The organism is Nonomuraea sp. NPDC049480 (assembly GCF_044465905.1).
GTDB lineage: Bacteria > Actinomycetota > Actinomycetes > Streptosporangiales > Streptosporangiaceae > Nonomuraea.
In genome coordinates this window covers 301732-317644 of the sequence record NZ_JBITMD010000007.1, presented here as the reverse complement: position 1 = coordinate 317644, position 15913 = coordinate 301732, and the positions used below count along the sequence as shown (strand labels likewise).

Annotated in this window: 13 protein-coding genes and 1 tRNA gene; 7 read left to right on the top strand and 7 right to left on the bottom strand. The window is 71.4% G+C overall.

The window, feature by feature from the left end; translation table 11 throughout:
- Positions 1 to 10 precede the first annotated feature (10 nt).
- The 3 genes from ACIBX3_RS22655 to ACIBX3_RS22645 are packed head-to-tail and all read right to left on the bottom strand — an operon-like array spanning position 11 to position 4304.
- Complete coding sequence (locus ACIBX3_RS22655) at positions 11 to 1108, bottom strand: acyl-CoA dehydrogenase family protein (protein WP_397119930.1); 1098 nt, start codon at positions 1106 to 1108, stop codon at positions 11 to 13.
- The gene (locus ACIBX3_RS22650; RefSeq protein WP_397119928.1) at positions 1105 to 3687 is read right to left on the bottom strand and encodes a putative PEP-binding protein; all 2583 of its coding nucleotides are present in this window, start codon (positions 3685 to 3687) and stop codon (positions 1105 to 1107) included. Before ACIBX3_RS22650 ends, ACIBX3_RS22655 begins: the two co-directional genes overlap by 4 nt.
- Entirely contained in the window at positions 3684 to 4304 is a 621-nt protein-coding gene (locus ACIBX3_RS22645) for a hypothetical protein (RefSeq protein ID WP_397119926.1), read from the bottom strand. The genes ACIBX3_RS22650 and ACIBX3_RS22645 overlap by 4 nt, the downstream gene beginning before the upstream one ends.
- A 252-nt stretch (positions 4305 to 4556) precedes the next feature.
- Here ACIBX3_RS22645 and ACIBX3_RS22640 point away from each other — a divergent pair, with 252 nt between their 5' ends.
- From ACIBX3_RS22640 to ACIBX3_RS22620, 5 genes are read left to right on the top strand one after another with little or no spacing between them, the layout of a single operon-like run.
- Positions 4557 to 4991 carry a Zn-ribbon domain-containing OB-fold protein gene (locus tag ACIBX3_RS22640; RefSeq protein WP_397119924.1) on the top strand — a complete coding sequence of 145 codons (435 nt, stop codon included), beginning with the start codon at positions 4557 to 4559 and terminating at the stop codon, positions 4989 to 4991.
- Positions 4988 to 6142 carry a thiolase family protein gene (locus ACIBX3_RS22635; RefSeq protein WP_397119922.1) on the top strand — a complete coding sequence of 385 codons (1155 nt, stop codon included), beginning with the start codon at positions 4988 to 4990 and terminating at the stop codon, positions 6140 to 6142. Before ACIBX3_RS22640 ends, ACIBX3_RS22635 begins: the two co-directional genes overlap by 4 nt.
- 13 nt (positions 6143 to 6155) lie before the next feature.
- Complete coding sequence (locus ACIBX3_RS22630; RefSeq protein WP_397119920.1) at positions 6156 to 7403, top strand: acyl-CoA dehydrogenase family protein; 1248 nt, start codon at positions 6156 to 6158, stop codon at positions 7401 to 7403.
- 34 nt (positions 7404 to 7437) lie between these two features.
- Entirely contained in the window at positions 7438 to 8202 is a 765-nt protein-coding gene (locus ACIBX3_RS22625; protein ID WP_397119918.1) for an SDR family NAD(P)-dependent oxidoreductase, read from the top strand.
- Between the two features lie 10 nt (positions 8203 to 8212).
- The gene (locus ACIBX3_RS22620; RefSeq protein ID WP_397119916.1) at positions 8213 to 9043 is read left to right on the top strand and encodes a ThuA domain-containing protein; all 831 of its coding nucleotides are present in this window, start codon (positions 8213 to 8215) and stop codon (positions 9041 to 9043) included.
- Positions 9044 to 9056: 13 nt separating this feature from the next.
- Here the strand turns inward: ACIBX3_RS22620 and ACIBX3_RS22615 are convergent, their stop codons facing one another.
- On the bottom strand, positions 9057 to 10259 hold the full coding sequence (locus ACIBX3_RS22615; protein ID WP_397119914.1) for an acyl-CoA dehydrogenase family protein: 1203 nt from the start codon (positions 10257 to 10259) through the stop codon (positions 9057 to 9059).
- A gap of 115 nt (positions 10260 to 10374) precedes the next feature.
- Between ACIBX3_RS22615 and ACIBX3_RS22610 the strand changes: the two genes are divergently transcribed.
- Entirely contained in the window at positions 10375 to 11028 is a 654-nt protein-coding gene (locus tag ACIBX3_RS22610; RefSeq protein WP_397119912.1) for a TetR/AcrR family transcriptional regulator, read from the top strand.
- An 897-nt stretch (positions 11029 to 11925) separates the two neighbouring features.
- Here ACIBX3_RS22610 and ACIBX3_RS22605 read toward each other — a convergent pair.
- Positions 11926 to 11999, bottom strand: a tRNA-Pro gene (locus ACIBX3_RS22605).
- A 66-nt stretch (positions 12000 to 12065) separates the two neighbouring features.
- Positions 12066 to 12929, bottom strand: coding sequence for a metallophosphoesterase (locus ACIBX3_RS22600; protein ID WP_397120257.1), 864 nt, complete (start codon positions 12927 to 12929; stop codon positions 12066 to 12068).
- A gap of 89 nt (positions 12930 to 13018) precedes the next feature.
- Here ACIBX3_RS22600 and ACIBX3_RS22595 point away from each other — a divergent pair, with 89 nt between their 5' ends.
- Positions 13019 to 13486, top strand: coding sequence for a GatB/YqeY domain-containing protein (locus ACIBX3_RS22595; RefSeq protein WP_397119910.1), 468 nt, complete (start codon positions 13019 to 13021; stop codon positions 13484 to 13486).
- Positions 13487 to 13581: 95 nt separating this feature from the next.
- Here ACIBX3_RS22595 and ACIBX3_RS22590 read toward each other — a convergent pair whose 3' ends face one another.
- A complete protein-coding gene (locus tag ACIBX3_RS22590) occupies positions 13582 to 15846 on the bottom strand; it encodes a transglycosylase domain-containing protein (protein WP_397119908.1) in 2265 nt (754 codons plus the stop codon).
- Positions 15847 to 15913 lie beyond the last annotated feature (67 nt).

Genomic DNA, 15913 nt, shown 5'->3' with positions numbered 1-15913 from the left:
TCCGCGTGCGTCACCACGCGAGCAGGGTGGCCAGGCGCTCCTTGTGGTGCGCCGAGCCGCCGAGCAGCGCGGCGTCGGCGCGGGCCCGTCGTAGGTAGAGGTGTGCGTCGTGCTCCCAGGTGAATCCCATGCCGCCGTGGAGCTGGAGGCATTCTGCCGCGACGAAGGCGAAGGCGTCGGCGCACCACACCGCCGCGACGGCGGCTTCGGCCGGCTCGGCGACCGACCCGGCCCGGACGGCCCGCGCCACCGCCGAACGCGCGGTCTCCACCCGCAGCAACAGATCCGCGCAGGTGTGCTTGACGGCCTGGAAGCTCCCCACGGCGCGGCCGAACTGGCGGCGTTCGCGCACGTACTGGACGGTCATGTCGAGGCATGCCTGAGCCCCGCCGAGCTGCTCGGCCGCCAGGGCGACCAGCGCCACGTCGAAGGCCTGCGCGAGCACCCGCTCGCCGGTGCCGCCCGTGGTCAGCGGTTGCGCCCGGACGCCGGTGAACGTGACGGCCGCCTGCGGGCGCGACGGGTCGAGGGTCCGCATGGACCGCACGTCCACGCCTTCGGCGGCCGGCTCCACCAGTGCGAGGTCCACGCCCTCGGGCCCGGAGGCCGCGACCACCAGCCCCGTCGCGGTGGCTCCATCGAGGACGAACGGCGCCCGGCCTTCCAACCCGGCCAAGGTCCAGGCCGCCGGCGGCCTGCCGGGTCGCCACGCACCGTCGGCGTCGGCGCACACCAGCGCGTGGATCTCGCCCGCCGCCACCCGCCTCAGCGCCTTCTCGCCGGCCGCGCCGCAGCGGGCAAGCACCTGCCCGGCCAGCACCGAGGAGGACAGGAAGGGCACCGGCGCGAGAACTCGCCCCAGCTCCTCGCACACGGCGGCGATCTCCGCCAGGCCCCCTCCACCGCCCGCGGACTCGGGGAGCCCGACGCCCGCGATGCCGATCTGCCGGGCGAGCACCTCCCACAGCGCCTCGTCGTGGCCGGGTCCCGCTTCCTCCGCCAAGCGGCGCGCCGGCAGGGTGCCTCCAGCGTCGTCGCAGACCTGACGTACGGTGTCGCGGAGGTCGGCGAGGCCGGCCTCGTCGATCTCGGGCGCCTCGACGGTCATGACCGGCCTCCCCGCGACTCACCGGACTCACCGGACTCACCGGATTCTTCGGACTCTTCGGATGCGCAGGCGTGGGCGGCGGCGAGCCGGGCCACCGGCACGCGTTGCGGAGAGCAGGACACGTAGTCGAGCTTCAGCCGCTCGCACAGCGCCACCGACTCCGGATCACCACCCTGCTCGCCGCACAGGCCGAGCTTGATGCCGGGCCGGACGGCCCGCGCCCGCTCGGCCGCGATCTCCACCAGGGCGCCGACTCCGTCGGGATCGAGCGTGGCGAACGGGCTCGTCGTGCACAGGCCCAGCTCCGCGTAGGGCACGAGCACCCGGCGTTCGATGTCGTCGCGGGAGAACCCGTATGTGAGCTGCGTCAGGTCGTTGGTGCCGAACGAAAGGAACTCGGCGTGCTCGGCCAGGCGGCCCGCCAGCAGGGCAGCGCGGGGAGTCTCCACCATGCTGCCCAGCCGGTAGGGGACGGTGACGCCGGTGCGCGCCGCGATCTCGTCGGCCGCCGCGCGGACCTGCCGGGCGGCCAGCGCCAGCTCTTCCGGGAGGCTGACGAGCGGCACCATGACCTCCAGTCGCGGGCGGATGCCGTCGCGGGCCAGCTCGGCCCAGGCGGAGAAGAGCGCGTCGGCCTGGGTCGGGTACAGCCGCTCGTGCAGGACCGCCAGGCGTACGCCTCGCACGCCGAGCATCGGGTTGATCTCGCGCAGCGCGGCCGCCCGCTCTTCCTGCTCCTTGCTCCCGGCCTCGCCCGGCGCGGGCAGGAACTCGTGCATGGGCGCGTCGAGCAGCCGTACGGTGACCGGGCGGTCGCCGACGACGGCGAGCAGTTCGAGGAAGTCCTCGTGTTGTGCCTTGGCCAGCTCGGCGAGCGCCGCCTGCCGCCCGGCCTCGTCACCGGCCAGGATCACCTCGCGGATCAGGCCGAGGCGTGGGCCGAGGAACTGGTGTTCCGTACGGCACAGGCCGATGCCCTCCGCGCCGAGTTCGAACGCCTTCTCCGCGTCGGGCGCGTTGTCCGCGTTGGCGCGCACGCCGAGGCGGCGGGCGTCGTCGGCCCAGCCGAGCAACGCGGTCAGCTCGGCGGGGGGCCGGGCCGCACGCACCCCTGCCGCGCCCAGGTAGACCATGCCGGTCCGGCCGTCCAGAGAGACGACGTCGCCCTCCTCGATCACGAGGTCGCCCACGGTGGCGGTGCCCGCCGCGGAGTCGACCGTGAGTGCCGAGGCGCCGCAAACTGCGGGACGGCCGGCGCCCCGCGCCACCACCGCGGCGTGCGAGGCGAGTCCCCCGTTGGTGGTCAGCACCGCGGAGGCGGCGACGATGCCGGGCACGTCGGCGGGTGTCGTCTCGGCGATCATGAGGACGACCGGCGTGCCGCCCGCCGCGAGCTCCACGGCCCGCGCGCTCGACAGCACCACCTGGCCGCTCGCGGCTCCAGGAGAGGCGGGCAGGCCGCGGACCAGCATCCGTTCGTCGCCGGTCAGCCGCAGCTGGGGATGGAGCAGCTCCTGCACGTGTCCCGGGTCAACGCTGCGCACGGCGGCGCGCGGGCTCATCGCGCCCGCGCCGACGAGGTCGTGCGCGAGGCGGACGGTGACGTGCGCGTTGGGCCGCCGCTCGATCTGCGCGGACAGCAGTGCCGGCTCGCCGTCGCGGATCTCGTACTCCACGGTGGCCATGCCGCGGCCGTGCCGTTCGAGCGTCATGAGTGCGTGTTCGAGCAGGGCGCCGCTGCCGCCGGGGAGAGCCTCCAGCGGCTCACCCTCGTGTGGCGTCCCGGCGCTGTGCCGTACACCGCGGAAGAACCTGCCCGTGGGACGGAACCCTCCTGTCTCAGGGTCGCGGCTGCCGGCGGTGCCGTGGCCGGATCGCTCCCAGGGGCCGATGCGCAGCGCCTGGACGTGCAGCGCGAGGCCGAGATCGTCCGGCAGGAGTTGCGTGCGGCGCGCCCGGCGGGCCCGGGGTGTCGCCCAGCGGGCGAGCATCGCCGTGGCCGCGAGCGACAGCTGCTCGGCCGGGTCGGCGGGGAATGACCGCTCCCCGTGCTCGGCGATCGCGGCGAGGAGCGCCTCGGCCCGTTCGCGCCGGTCGGTGTGGTCGAGCAGGACCTCCTCCAGCTCCTCGGCCGGCACGCCCAGGGCGTGCTCGCCGAGCGAGCGCAGCGTGGTGGCCCAGGCGTCGAACAGGTCGCGGTCCCGGCCGATGGCCGCGGTGAGCTGGGGCAGGTTGGCGAGCGAGAGGCCGAGGCAGGCCACATCAGGAGGCAGCCCGGCGACCGGCACGGGTGCGCTCGCGACCAGGCGCAGCAGAATCGGCCGGTCTTCGCCGCCCACGCGGCGGCCGGTGAGCGACTCGACCAGCTCGACCGCCCGCCGGGCCACGGCCGGCTCGCACAGGCTCTCCGCCTCGGGCAGCGGGACGGTCAGGCCGGGCACGACCGGCAGTCCCAGGGCCATCAGGTCGTCCATCTGGATGCCGTGCCTGCCGAGGGACGAGGCGCCGAGGCCGCGGGCCCGGCCCTGACCGTAGGGGACGAACGCCTCCTTTGTCGCGGACGCCGCCGGGCCGCTCAACCGGCTCCCCCGACCGCGAGCCGCTCCCTGGCGGTGTCCTCGGCCCGGTCGATCCCCAGTGCCAGGATCAGCTCCTGGTGCAGGTGCATCCAGACCGTGTGGTACGAGTCGCACATCGGCGAGGTGAACCAGGCGGGGTTGCCGTCGTCCAGGCGGTCGAGCGCCGCTTGCAGCAGGACGGGGAACCGCGCGAGGCGGGGGACCGCCTTGCCGAGGCGGCGCAGGATGGGGGCGACGGCCTCGTGCACGTCGTCGAGGTCGTCGCGTACCCCCGCGTCGTACTCCAGGTCCTGGTGGTCGTTCGCGGAGCCGTCCGGGCGACGCTGCCAGGCCGTGCAGATGTCGCGCAGACGGGCGTTGATCGGGAGGAACGCCTCGTAGAGTGCGCTCACCTGCGCCTCCGTGCCGGAGCCCGCGGGCAGGCGCAGCACCTGCCGCACCGCCGCCTCGGCGCCCGGGCCGGGCAGCACGACGGAACCCTTCACCAGCGCGAGCCCGTCGTCGACGAGCGCCTTCAGCTCGGGAGTCGGCGAACCGATCCACATGCCCCGGACGACGAGGTCCACGAGTGCCTGGCTGGTCGGGTGCACGTCCGTCGCCGCCTGTGGTCTGGTCATTCCTACCTCCTGGCCGATGCACGTAGTTTACGAAGACCGTGTCAAGAAACAAGAGGTTTACACGGGAATCTGTGGCGACTCCGGCACGGTCGGCCCAGGTCGGCTCCGGATCGATCATTCCGGCCTGACCTGGACACTCGGCACGTCGACTCTTGATCTGCAAAGTGGCCGCCCGCGACGTCTCGACGACCGGGGCTCGCTGCCCTATCGTCAAGTTACTGAACTTGATGCAAAGAAACTGGGGGTGGGGTCGTGACGCCACAGGTCGTGGACCGCTCGCTCTTCGCCGAGATCTGGCCCCCCTGCCTCGCGGGCTCCCGCTGCGCGGAGTGCGGGACGACGGCCTTCCCGCACCAGGCCGGCTGCCCCCGCTGCGGCTCGGCCACGAGCACGGTTCCCCTGCCGCGCCGCGGGACGGTGTGGAGCTGGACCGTCCAGTGCTACCAGCCGAAGCCGCCCTACCGGGCGCCCGCCGAGGGCTTCTCGCCGTACGCGGTCGGCTACGTCGACCTCGGCGACGTGCTCGTGGAGTCGCGGCTCGAGGTGCCCCACGACCTGTTGCGCATCGGCCTGCCCGTCAGGCTGGCCCTCGTGCCCGCGTGGCAGGAGGAGGACGGCACCGAGACGGTCACCTACGCCTTCGTCCCCGACCTGTCCGTCCTCGGCCTGGAGGAGGCCGCCTCGTGACCGGGCGCGACGACGTGTACGTGGTCGGCGCGGGCATCCACCCCTTCGGCCGGCACGCGGGCATGAGCGGGCTCGACATGGCCGAGCACGCCACCCGCGCCGCGCTGGCGGACTGCGGCCTGAGCTGGCCCGACGTCGGCTTCGCCGCCGGCGGCAGCCGGAGCTCCGGGCGGGCCGACGCGCTGGTCGCCCGGCTCGGCCTCACCGGCGTCCCGTTCGTCACGGTGCGCAACGGTTGTGCGACCGGCGGGGTCGCCCTCGCCACCGCCGCTGCCGCGCTGCGTACCGGAGAGGCGGGCATCGCCGTCACCGTGGGCTTCGACAAGCACGAACGCGGCGCCTTCGACTCCTCCCCGGCGAACTACGGGCTGCCCGACTGGTACGGCCGGACCGGCATGATGGTGACGACCCAGTACTTCGCACTACGGACCCGGAGATACCTCCACGACCACGGGCTGAGCGAGCGGGCCCTCGCGATGGTCGCCGCCCGCGCCTACCGCAACGGCGCCGCCAACCCGCTGGCCTGGCGGCGCAAGCCGTTCAGCGAGGAGGAGGTCCTCGCGGCCGACCCCGTGAACCCGCCGCTGACCAAGTACATGTTCTGCTCCCCGGGGGAGGGCGCGGTCGCGCTCGTCCTCGCCCGCGGCGACCGCGCCGCGGACCTGTGCGAAAGCCCGGTGCGCCTCGCGTCCGTCGCCGTCCGGACCCGCAGGTTCGGCTCGTTCGAGGTCTTCTCGCCGTGGCTGCCGCCTCACCCGGGAGAAAGCTCCAGCCGCGACGCGGCGGCGGCCGCCTTCGCCGCGTCGGGGCTGGCGCCTCGCGACGTCCAGGTCGCGCAGATCCAGGACACCGACTGCGGTTCCGAGCTCATCCACCTCGCCGAGACCGGGCTGTGCGGCGACGGCGAGCAGGAGGAGCTGCTGGCGAGCGGGGCGACCGACGCCGACGGCCGCATCCCGGTGAACACCGACGGCGGATGCATCGCCGCGGGGGAGCCGGTCGGCGCCTCCGGTCTGCGGCAGGTGCACGAGGTGGTCCGCCAGCTCCAGGGCCGCGCACCGGGCACGCAGGTGCCGGGGGCTCCCCGCGTCGGCTTCACCCACGTCTACGGCGCGCCGGGCGTCAGCGCCTGCGCCGTCCTGACCCGCTGAGCGAGGAGCGTTGATGACGGATCTTCCCGACCTGGCGCAGTGGCGCCGGCAGGCCCGCGACTGGCTCGTCTCCGTGCTGCCGCGCAAGGACACGGCCCGCCGCGCCTGGGGCGAGGGCCACCCCGACTTCTCCGTGATCCGCAACCTGGCCGAGGACGAGGAGAGCACCCTGCTCGCGGCCGCGCGCGGCTACCAACGGCTGCGGTACGACGCCGGCTACCAGGCGATGACGCTGCCCGAGGAGTACGGCGGGCGCGGCCTGCCCTCCGCGTACGCGCTGGCCTTCGCCGAGGAGGAGGCCGCCTTCGAGACGCCGGCCTCGACCGAGCTGATCAGCGTGACCGTCGGCCTCGTCGGGCACGCCGTCTCGATGTTCGGCACGGACGGGCAGAGGAGCGCGTACGGCCGGGCGTTCCTCCGCACCGACCTGCTCGCCTGCCAGCTGTTCAGCGAGCCCGGCGCCGGATCGGACCTGGCCGCGCTGTCCTGCGGGGCGGTACGCGACGGCGACGGCTGGATCGTCGACGGGCAGAAGGTGTGGACCTCGGGAGCCCAGTTCGCCGACTACGGCCTGCTCCTCGCCCGGACCGACCCCGACGTGGTCAAGCAGGCCGGGATCACGGCGTTCCTGGTGCCTATGGACGCGCCCGGCATCGAGATCCGGCCGATCCGCCAGATCACCGGAGGCGCCGCCTTCAGCGAGGTCTTCTTCACCTCCGTCCGCGTGCCCGACGAGCTGAGGCTGGGCGAGCCGTCCGAAGGATGGAAGGTCGCCAACGGGACGCTGGCGTTCGAGCGCACCAACTCCGGCGCGGGCACCCGGCGCAAGGGCGGGACCTTCGAGGACGTGCTGGAGCTCGCCCGGTCGCTGGGCCGTACCGGGGATCCGATCGTGCGGCAGCGGCTCGCGGACCTCTACATCCGCACCGTGCTGCGCAGGGCGACCGCCGACCGGGTGGCGCGCAGCACCGCGGCCGGACGGCCGCCGGGGCCCGCCGCGTCACTGGGCAAGCTCATGGGCTCCGAACTGCTCACCCTCACAGGGGACGTGGCCGCCGAGATCCTCGGCGGGCGCATCGCCGCGGACACAGGGGAGTGGGGGACGTTCGCCTGGGTGGAGCACCTGCTCGGGGCGCCCGGATACCGCATCGCGGGCGGAACGGACCAGATCCAGCGCAACGTCATCGCCGAGCGGGTGCTCGGGCTGCCTCCGGAGCCGCGCGTCGACCGCGTGCCGTTCTCGCAGCTCCCCCGATCGTGAAGTGTCCTTCGGCAAGAGAAAGAGCAGGTGACTCGTGGAAACGGGACTGACAGGCCGCAAGGCGCTGGTGACCGGCGCCAGCCGCGGCATCGGCCGCGCCATCGCGGCGAGCCTCGCAGGCGAGGGGTGCGCCCTGGCGCTCTGCGCCCGCGGCGAGGAAGGGCTGCGGCAGGCGGCCAAGGAACTGAGCGAGACCGGGGCGCGCGTCTACGCCGAGCCGGTCGACGTCGCCGACGCGGGCGCGCTGGAAGGGTTCGTCCGGCGCTCCGCGCAGGAACTCGGCGGGCTCGACATCGTGGTGTCCAACGTCTCGGCCGGCGCCTCCAAGAGCCCCGAGCAGTGGGAGAACAGCTTCCGCGGCGACCTCATGGCGTTCGTCCGGCTCGTCGAGGCGGCCCTGCCGTACCTGGAGGAGTCCGACGCGGCCTCGGTCGTGGCGATCGGGACCACCAACGCCGTCGACACGGCCCGCCCGGCGTCGCCCAACGCGTATTCGGCGGTCAAGGCGGCCGTCCTCTACCACGCCTCCGCGCTGGCCCACGCGCTCGCGCCCAAGGGCATCAGGGTCAACACGGTGTCGCCGGGACCGATCGAGTTCGCCGGAGGGGCGTGGAGCCAGATCCGCGAACACCGCCCCGAGGTGTACGAGGAGGTGCTCGGCAAGCTGCCCATCGGCCGGTACGGGCGGCCCGAGGACGTGGCCGCCGCGGTGACCTTCCTCGCCAGCCCGCTGGCCGGGTTCTGCGCAGGGGTGAACCTGGTCGTGGACGGCGGCCTCGTCACCCGCGTACAGACCTGAGCACGGCGCCATGACGGGACCGGCCGGACGGCTCGACGCGGTGCTGGTGTGCGGCGGGCGCTGGCACGACTTCGACTACGCGCGGCTGGAGCTGCTGCGGCGGCTCGGCCGCTACCCCCACGTACGTACGCGGGTGTTCGAGGACTACGCCCGCCCGTCGGCCCTTGACGGCGCGGACCTCCTCGTCACCTACACCTGCGACCGCCGCCCGGCCCCGGGACTCGAGCAGTCGGCGCTCGTCGACTTCGTCGCGCGCGGCGGGCGGTGGCTGGCGCTGCACGGCACCAACTCCGCCATCGACCCGCCCGCCCCCGGGGGGCCGCGGATGTTCCGCACCCCCCGCGCGCTCGGCCCTGTGGCGGAGGTGCTCGGCAGTCAGTTCCTCGCGCATCCGCCCATCGCGCCGTACCGGGTGGAGGTGACCCGGCCTGACCACCCGATCGTGGCCGGGATCGAGCCGTTCGAGGTCACCGACGAGCTGTACGTCTGCGAGCTGCACGGGCCGCTGGAGGTGCTGCTCCACGCGCGCTGGCGAGGCCTCTGCCGTGGGTTCGAGGAGGGCGAGGTCGCCGACGACGAGCCGCGGCCGGTGCTCTACCTGCGCCCGTACGGCCGGGGCAGCGTCTGTTACTTCACCCTCGGCCACTGCCGGGGCCGGTACGACGTGCAGGACCTCGGGATCGACGACCTCGGCCGGGAGGACCGGGGGAGCTGGCTCGTGCCGGAGTTCACCACGATCCTCGACCGCTGCGTCGCCTGGGTGGTGAGCGGCGCCCTCGCCCCGGACCCCGGGCTGTCCCGTGCCCCTGATCCGGTGAGCCCGTCGGGCCGGCGCATGTGATCCGGGGCTGCGCCTAATGCGTGGTGGCGCGGTCCCTGGACGCGCGGACGGCGCGACGGGCGATGGCCCACCGGTGGGTCTCGGACGGCCCGTCGTAGATGCGGAACGCGCGCACCTCCCGCAGCAGCCGCGACAGCGGCAGGTCCGACGAGATGCCGAGCGCGCCGCACACCTGCAGGGAGCGATCGACCACCCGGTTGACCGCCTCGGCGACGAACGTCTTGGTGATGGAGGTGTGCTGGGCGGCCGATCGTCCCTGGTCGAGCTCCCAGCAGGCCCGCCACAGCAGCGCCCGGCTCGCCTCTATGTCGATCTCGGAGTCGGCCAGCATCTGCTGCACCATGCCCAGCTCGGCCAGCGGCCCGCCGAACGCCTGCCGGCTTCCGGCCCGCTCCAGCGCGAGGTCCTGGGCGCGACGGGCCACGCCGAGCCAGCGCATGCAGTGCGTCATCCGGGCCGGCCCCAGCCGCACCTGGGCGTAGTCGAAGCCCTTGTCCACCTCGCCCAGCACCTGGTCGTCGGCGACCTCGCAGCCGTCGAACAGCAGCTCGCTGTGCCCGCCGAACAGGCCCTCGTCGAGGGTCTCGATGTTCCGCACGATCTTCATGCCGGGGTTGTCCGCGTCGACGAGGAACATCGTGGCCCCGCCCGCGTCCCCGGCCACACCGCTGGTGCGGGCCATGCAGATGGCGAAGGAGGCGCCGTCGGCGCCGCTGATGAACCACTTGCGGCCGTCGATGCGCCACCCGCCCGGGATCCGGGTGGCGGAGGTGGCCAGCGCGCGCGGGTCGGAGCCGGCGCCCGGCGCGGGCTCGGTCATCGCGAAGCAGGACCGGATCTCCCCGGCGGCCAGCGGACGCAGGTAGCGCTCCTGCTGCTCCGGCGTCGCGACCACGTGCAGCAGGTGCATGTTGCCCTCGTCGGGAGCCGCGCAGTTGAGCGCGAGCGGCCCCAGCAGCGAGTAGCCGGCCTCCTCGAAGACCACGGCCTGCCCGCGCAGGTCCAGTCCGTGGCCACCCCATCGGTGCGGCACGTGCGGGGCGAACACCCCGGCCTCGCGCGCGGCCTGCTGCAGCCGCCGCCTCAGCGGCTCGGGGCCGTCGTGCACCGACCCACCGCACGCCCGCTCCTCGGGGAGCACGACAGTCCGTACGAACTCGGCGGTACGCCGGGCGAGGTCGGCGACCTCATCGGGGACGTCGAAGCTGATGGACACGACGGCTCCTCATTCCTCGGAGCTAATAAGTGTTAGCCATCAGATGCTATGAGCAGTACGTATGTCAATGTCTACCTGCGGATTCTTCGGACGAACAGCTGCTAGCCTGATCGCCATGGCAGCCCCTGGTTCCTTCGAGCGACCGCACCGGCCGGGCGAGCACGAGGCCGCGCTGCCGGACGACCGCCGCTCCGCCATCCGGCTCGCCGCGCTGCTGTTGTTCGCCACGCGGGGCTACCTCGCGACGACCATGGCCGACATCGGCGCCGCCGTCGGAGTGCGCGGACCGAGCCTGTACAAACACGTCGCGTCCAAGCAGGAGCTGCTCGCCGAGATCATGACCGGCACCATGGCGCGGCTGCTCGCCGGCTTCCAGGACGCGATCAGCAGCACCGACGACGTGCGCGAGCAACTCCGCAGGGCGGTGGAGGCGCACGTGCGCTACCACGCCCAGCACCGGTTCGAGGCGTTCGTCGGCAACCGGGAGATCGCCAATCTGGCCCAGCCCGCCCGGGACCTGGTGCTGCGCCACCGCAGCGACTACGAGCGCGGGCTCCGGCGGCTCATCGAACGCGGCGCGGCTGAAGGCGTCTTCACCGTGCGATCGGCCCAGCTCGCGTCCTACTCGATCCTCGACATGGGCATCGGCGTCGCCGCCTGGTACCGCGAGGGCGGCGAATTCTCCGTCGACCAGCTCGCCTACCAGTACGGCGACCTGGCCCTGCGGATGGTCGGTGCGGCGCCCCAGCGCCATCAGTCCCCAGCGTGACGGCGGGTACCACGGTCAAATGACGGTCGAACGATCAAGGAGGTGATCGGGAAGCATGGGCTACTCGCGGAAGCGGACCGGGAAGGACACCTACGTCATTCATCGGCATCTGATTCCCGAGTTCGGTGGGGTCCGGTGATGTCAGTGCCTCACGGCGCACCTGAATCAGCAATTATCGTATGGAATCAGGGCTGCCGGTTCGCTTCACCCATAGCTGAGATGGATTTGTCCAGCCGCAGCTCCACTCGGTCCACCACGCGCGCTGCTGTCCATGACGACCGTAATCGCTGCAGTTACTGTTGGCAGCCGCTACGTTGGGGGCCAAGAAACTGCAGCAGTACGTGTACGGGACGTCGAAAAGAGCTCCTGTACTGGAGGTTGTGGCTGCTGAGCCCGGCGCAGAGAATGCACCGAGCGTCGCTACCAGGGCGGCAATGCCCAATGCGGCGCTCTTAAGCTTCCGAGACGGGAATACGGAGGCCAATGAACACAACCCCTTTCGGCTTGATTCGACCTGTGTAAGCCGAGTATCCCTCGCACTTTAGGTGAATGACAGTATGGAATCTGCCAGAATGCACATCATCTCTGCCAAAGCTCTCAGGGCCCACTATCTGTGGTCATCTCCTCGTCGGGCAGGCGTAGCCATACCGGGCCGGGAGTGCCACAGCAAGCCGTCGTTCGCGTGAAGCTCGGCGGCGAACTGGAGATGCCTGGATCGAGTCGGGGTTCGTGTTCACAACCGAGCACGGCACACCTGCGCTTCGTTGCTGGCCGCGCTCGATGTGCGTCCGCGGGTCGCTATGCAGACCCTCGCGCGCAGTGACATTGCTGCACTTTGCTGCTGCACAAAGATCAAAAGGCCACTCCCGATCTCTCGGAAGTGGCCTTTGAGCTGGGTCGGGGTGGCGGGATTTGAACCCACGGCCTCTTCGTCCCGAACGAAGCGCGCTGCCAAGCTGCGCTACACCCCGGTGCACGCCCGGTCTTGCGCGTGCTTGGAAAAGTCTAGCCCACTCCCAAGGTGCTTGTGACCGCCTTTATCGGCGGGGCACCAGGGTGAGGAGCGAGGCCTCGGGGAAGCAGGCGAAACGGACGGGGGCGTACGGGGAGGTGCCGAGGCCGGCGGACACGTGCAGCCAGGCGTTGTCGTGGCGGCTCAGGCCCTTCACCCGGGCGCGGTCGATGCCGCAGTTCGTCACCAGGGCGCCGTAGAACGGGATGCAGAGCTGGCCGCCGTGCGTGTGGCCGGCCAGCAGGAACTGGTAGCCGTCGGCGGCGAAGAGGCTCATGTTGCGGGGCTCCGGCGAGTGCATGACGCCCAGGCGGAGGTCGGCGTCCTCAGGGGCGGGGCCGGCCACCAGGTCGTAGCGGTCTCGGGAGATGTGGGAGTCGTGGATGCCCGCCACCGCCACGTCCAGGTCGCCCACCTTGATGCGGGCCGTGGTGTTGTTCATGTCGAGCCAGCCCTCGGCGGCCATGCCCGCGCCCAGCTCCTCCCACGGCAGCGTGGGGACGTGCTGGCGGCGCTCGTTCCTGGAGGTGCGCCAGAGGTAGCGGGCCGGGTTCTTCGGCTGCGGGGCGTACAGGTCGTTGGAGCCGTAGACGAACAGGCCCGGGCGGGACAGCAGGGGCTCCAGGGCGTGCAGGAGCGAGGGCACGGCCTCCGGGTGCGCGATCGAGTCGCCGGTGTTGACGACCAGGTCCGGCTTCAGCGCGCCCAGCGAGCGGACCCAGTTGATCAGCATCGTGCGACGCGGCGTCAGGTGCAGGTCCGACAGGTGGAGGATGCGCACGGGACGCTGGCCGCGCTCGAGCACGGGTACGTCGAAGCGGCGCAGCCTGAACCAGTTGCGCTCCACCACGGAGGCATAACCAAGCCCGGCCAGGCCGAGACCGAGCATGGACAGGGGCACTGCGACGGCTTTCCTCACCCCCTCATGATGCCCGACATCCGGCGCGAGGTGTTCGCGCAGACGGCAAGATGGACCGCATGAGCGCATTGAAGGACAAGCTGAAGGCCGATTTGACGGCCTCGCTGAAGAGCCGGGACGAGGTACGTCTCCGGACGATTCGCATGGCACTGGCCGCGGTGAACGTCGAGGAGGTCTCCGGCAAGGCGGCCAGGGAGCTGAGCGACGACGAGATCATCAAAGTTCTGACCAAGGAGGCCAAGAAGCGGCGGGAGGCGGCCGAGGCGTTCGGCAACGCGGGGCGTGCCGAGCAGGCCCAGGCGGAGCTGGACGAGCAGCGGGTGCTGGAGGAGTACCTACCGGCGCAGCTGTCCGACGAGGAACTGGTGGGGCTCGTGGACGCCGCCATCGCCGAGATCGGCGCGTCCGGGCCGCAGGCGATGGGGCAGGTCATGAAGGTCGTCAACCCGAAGGTCGCGGGGAGGGCCGAGGGGGGCCGGGTGGCTGCCACGGTGCGCGCCCGCCTCGCCGCCGCCTCGGGTTCCTAACCGACAGGTGCCCGATCACTCTTGCCGTGGGCGAATGGTCCTGTGCGTCGCCGGGCCGGTGCCTCCTCCGCTCCCTTCCGGGGGCGGAGGAGGACTCAGCCGCCGGGAATGATGGGCCCGCCGTCGCCGTCGCCGCGGCCGAAGCCGTCCTCCGGCCGGCCCCGGTCCCCATCCGGCGGCCCGTCGCCGTTGCCGGGCGGGTCGAAGATGTCGAACGGGTCCCTGTCCCCGCCCGGCCCCTCCTCGTTCTTCTTCTTCTTGGGCTTGGGCGCGCAGTGCTCGGTGCACCCGCCGAACCGCGACCGGTCCACCTGCGTGAAGTCGACCGGCTCGACGCCTTTCAGCGCGCCGAGCATGGCGTCCTTCCAGATCCGCCCCGAGATGGACGCGCCGTACACGTAGCCGTAATGCCGCCCGCCGATCGTGATGTTGATCAGCTTGTGGCCGGAGGCGCCGCGCGGGTCGCCCAGGCTGACCGCCGAGGCCAGGTTCGGCGTGTAGCCGGCGAACCAGGCCGACATGTAGTTGTCGGTGGTGCCGGTCTTGCCGGCCGCGTCCCGCCCGATGCCGCCGACCTCCTGCATCGTGCCCTTGGTGAAGACGCCGGACAGGATGCCGTTGACGGCGTCGGCGACCTCCTCCTCCAGGACCTGCGAGCACTTGGGCTTGTACTGCTTGGCGCGGCCGTTCCTGTCCTTGATCTCGGTGATGGCCAGCGGCTTGCAGTATTTGCCGCGCGCCCCGAACACCGCGTACGAGCTGGCGATCGTGATCGGGTCGACCTCGTTGACCCCCAGCGTGAACGTCTCCACCTCGGACAACTTCTGCCCGTCGGCTCGCTTGACCCCGAGTTTCTTGGCCATCTTGACCACGCTGCAGAGCCCGACCCTCTCCTGCAGCTTGAGGAAGAACGTGTTCACCGAGCCCCAGGTGCCGCTCTCCAGGGTCTTGAAGCCGCCGCCCCCTTCGCTGGAGTTGCGCACCTCATGCCTCGGGTCCCCGACGTTCTGGCTCTTGCAGTTCTTGAACGAGCTGTAGCCGCCGGCCCGGTAGCCGGCGGGGGCGGGGAAGCCGTCGCCGTACTTCAGGCCCTCCTCGAGGGCCGTGGCCAGCGTGTAGACCTTCGCGGTCGAGCCCTGCTGGAAACCGGTGCCGCCACCGTGCGCCGCGTCGGCCACGATGTTGTAGCTCATCTCGTTCTTCTTCTTGCTCCCGCCGAACTTCCGTGAGGCGGCCATGGCCTTGATCTCGCCGGTGCCGGGAACGACCATGGCCTGCGCGGCCACGGGCTTGTCCTTGGTGGTGACGTACTTCTTGATCGCCTTCTCGGCGGCCGCCTGCATCTTGGGGTCGATCGTGGTCTTGATCGTCAGACCGCCCCGCTGGAGCAGCTTGCGGCGCTCGTCCGAATTCTTGCCGAACTCGTCGTTGTTGAGGATTTCGTACTGGACGTAGAGGCAGAAGTACGGGTATTTGCTGGCCTCGCAGCCGCCGGGGAACTTGACGTCCTTGTATCCCAGCTTCTTCGCCTTGGCCTCGGCGGCCTCCTGTGGCGTGATCTTCTGGAGCTGGGCCATCCGGTCGAGCACGATGTTGCGCCGCTGCAGCAGCCGCTCCCGGGACTCGGGGCCGACGTTGGGATCGGTCCTGGCGGGGTTCTGCACGGCGCCGGCCAGCGTGGCGGCCTCGACGAGGGTCAGCTTGGAGGCGGGTTTGTCGAAGAAGCGCTTGGCCGCCGCCTGGATGCCGTGGGCGCCCGCGCCGAAGTAGGCGATGTTCAGATATTTCTCGAGAATCTGGTCCTTGGCGTATTTCCGCTCGATCGCCATCGCGTAGCGCAGCTCGGCCAGCTTGCGGGAGACCGTCGGGGCGATGGCCGCCGCCTGATCCTCCGCCGTCTCAGCCTTGTTGACCAGCACCTGCTTGACGTACTGCTGAGTGATCGACGAGCCGCCTTGCGTCACACCGCCGGTCGTGAAGTTTTTGATGAGGGCTCTGGTCGTTCCCTCTACATCGATCGGTCCGTGTTGGTAGAAACGGAAGTCCTCGATCGCGATCAATGCCGTGCGCATGATCGGGGCGACCTGATCGAGCCGGACGGACTGGCGGTTCTCGTAGTAGAAGCGCCCGATTTCCTTGCCGTCGGCGTCCTGCAGGATCGTGCGCTCGGGAAGAGGGGGTTCGTCGAGTTCTTCGGGCTTGAGGTCGAGAGCCTCGACCGCGCTCTTCGCCGACACTCCAGCCCCGCCGACCGCGGGCAGGGCCACTGCAGCCGCGAGCACTCCCGCGGCCGTCCCTGCGATGATCAGACGCAGTAGGGCCAGGATGGGGTTGGAGCGATCTTTGCGCTGCGCTTGCACGCTACCAAGAGTACGTCGAAAGACCGACCTTATCGGTAGCCGGACCCCATTTCGCCTTGACTGGAGG

Bases quoted from the DNA above. Each gene is read 5' to 3' on its own strand.
- ACIBX3_RS22655 (WP_397119930.1), bottom strand. From the start codon at position 1,108: ATGACCGTCGAGGCGCCCGAGATCGACGAGGCCGGCCTCGCCGACCTC.
- ACIBX3_RS22645 (WP_397119926.1), bottom strand. From the start codon at position 4,304: ATGACCAGACCACAGGCGGCGACGGACGTGCACCCGACCAGCCAGGCA.
- ACIBX3_RS22630 (WP_397119920.1), top strand. From the start codon at position 6,156: ATGACGGATCTTCCCGACCTGGCGCAGTGGCGCCGGCAGGCCCGCGAC.
- ACIBX3_RS22620 (WP_397119916.1), top strand. From the start codon at position 8,213: ATGACGGGACCGGCCGGACGGCTCGACGCGGTGCTGGTGTGCGGCGGG.
- ACIBX3_RS22610 (WP_397119912.1), top strand. From the start codon at position 10,375: ATGGCAGCCCCTGGTTCCTTCGAGCGACCGCACCGGCCGGGCGAGCAC.
- ACIBX3_RS22600 (WP_397120257.1), bottom strand. From the start codon at position 12,929: ATGCTCGGTCTCGGCCTGGCCGGGCTTGGTTATGCCTCCGTGGTGGAG.
- ACIBX3_RS22595 (WP_397119910.1), top strand. From the start codon at position 13,019: ATGAGCGCATTGAAGGACAAGCTGAAGGCCGATTTGACGGCCTCGCTG.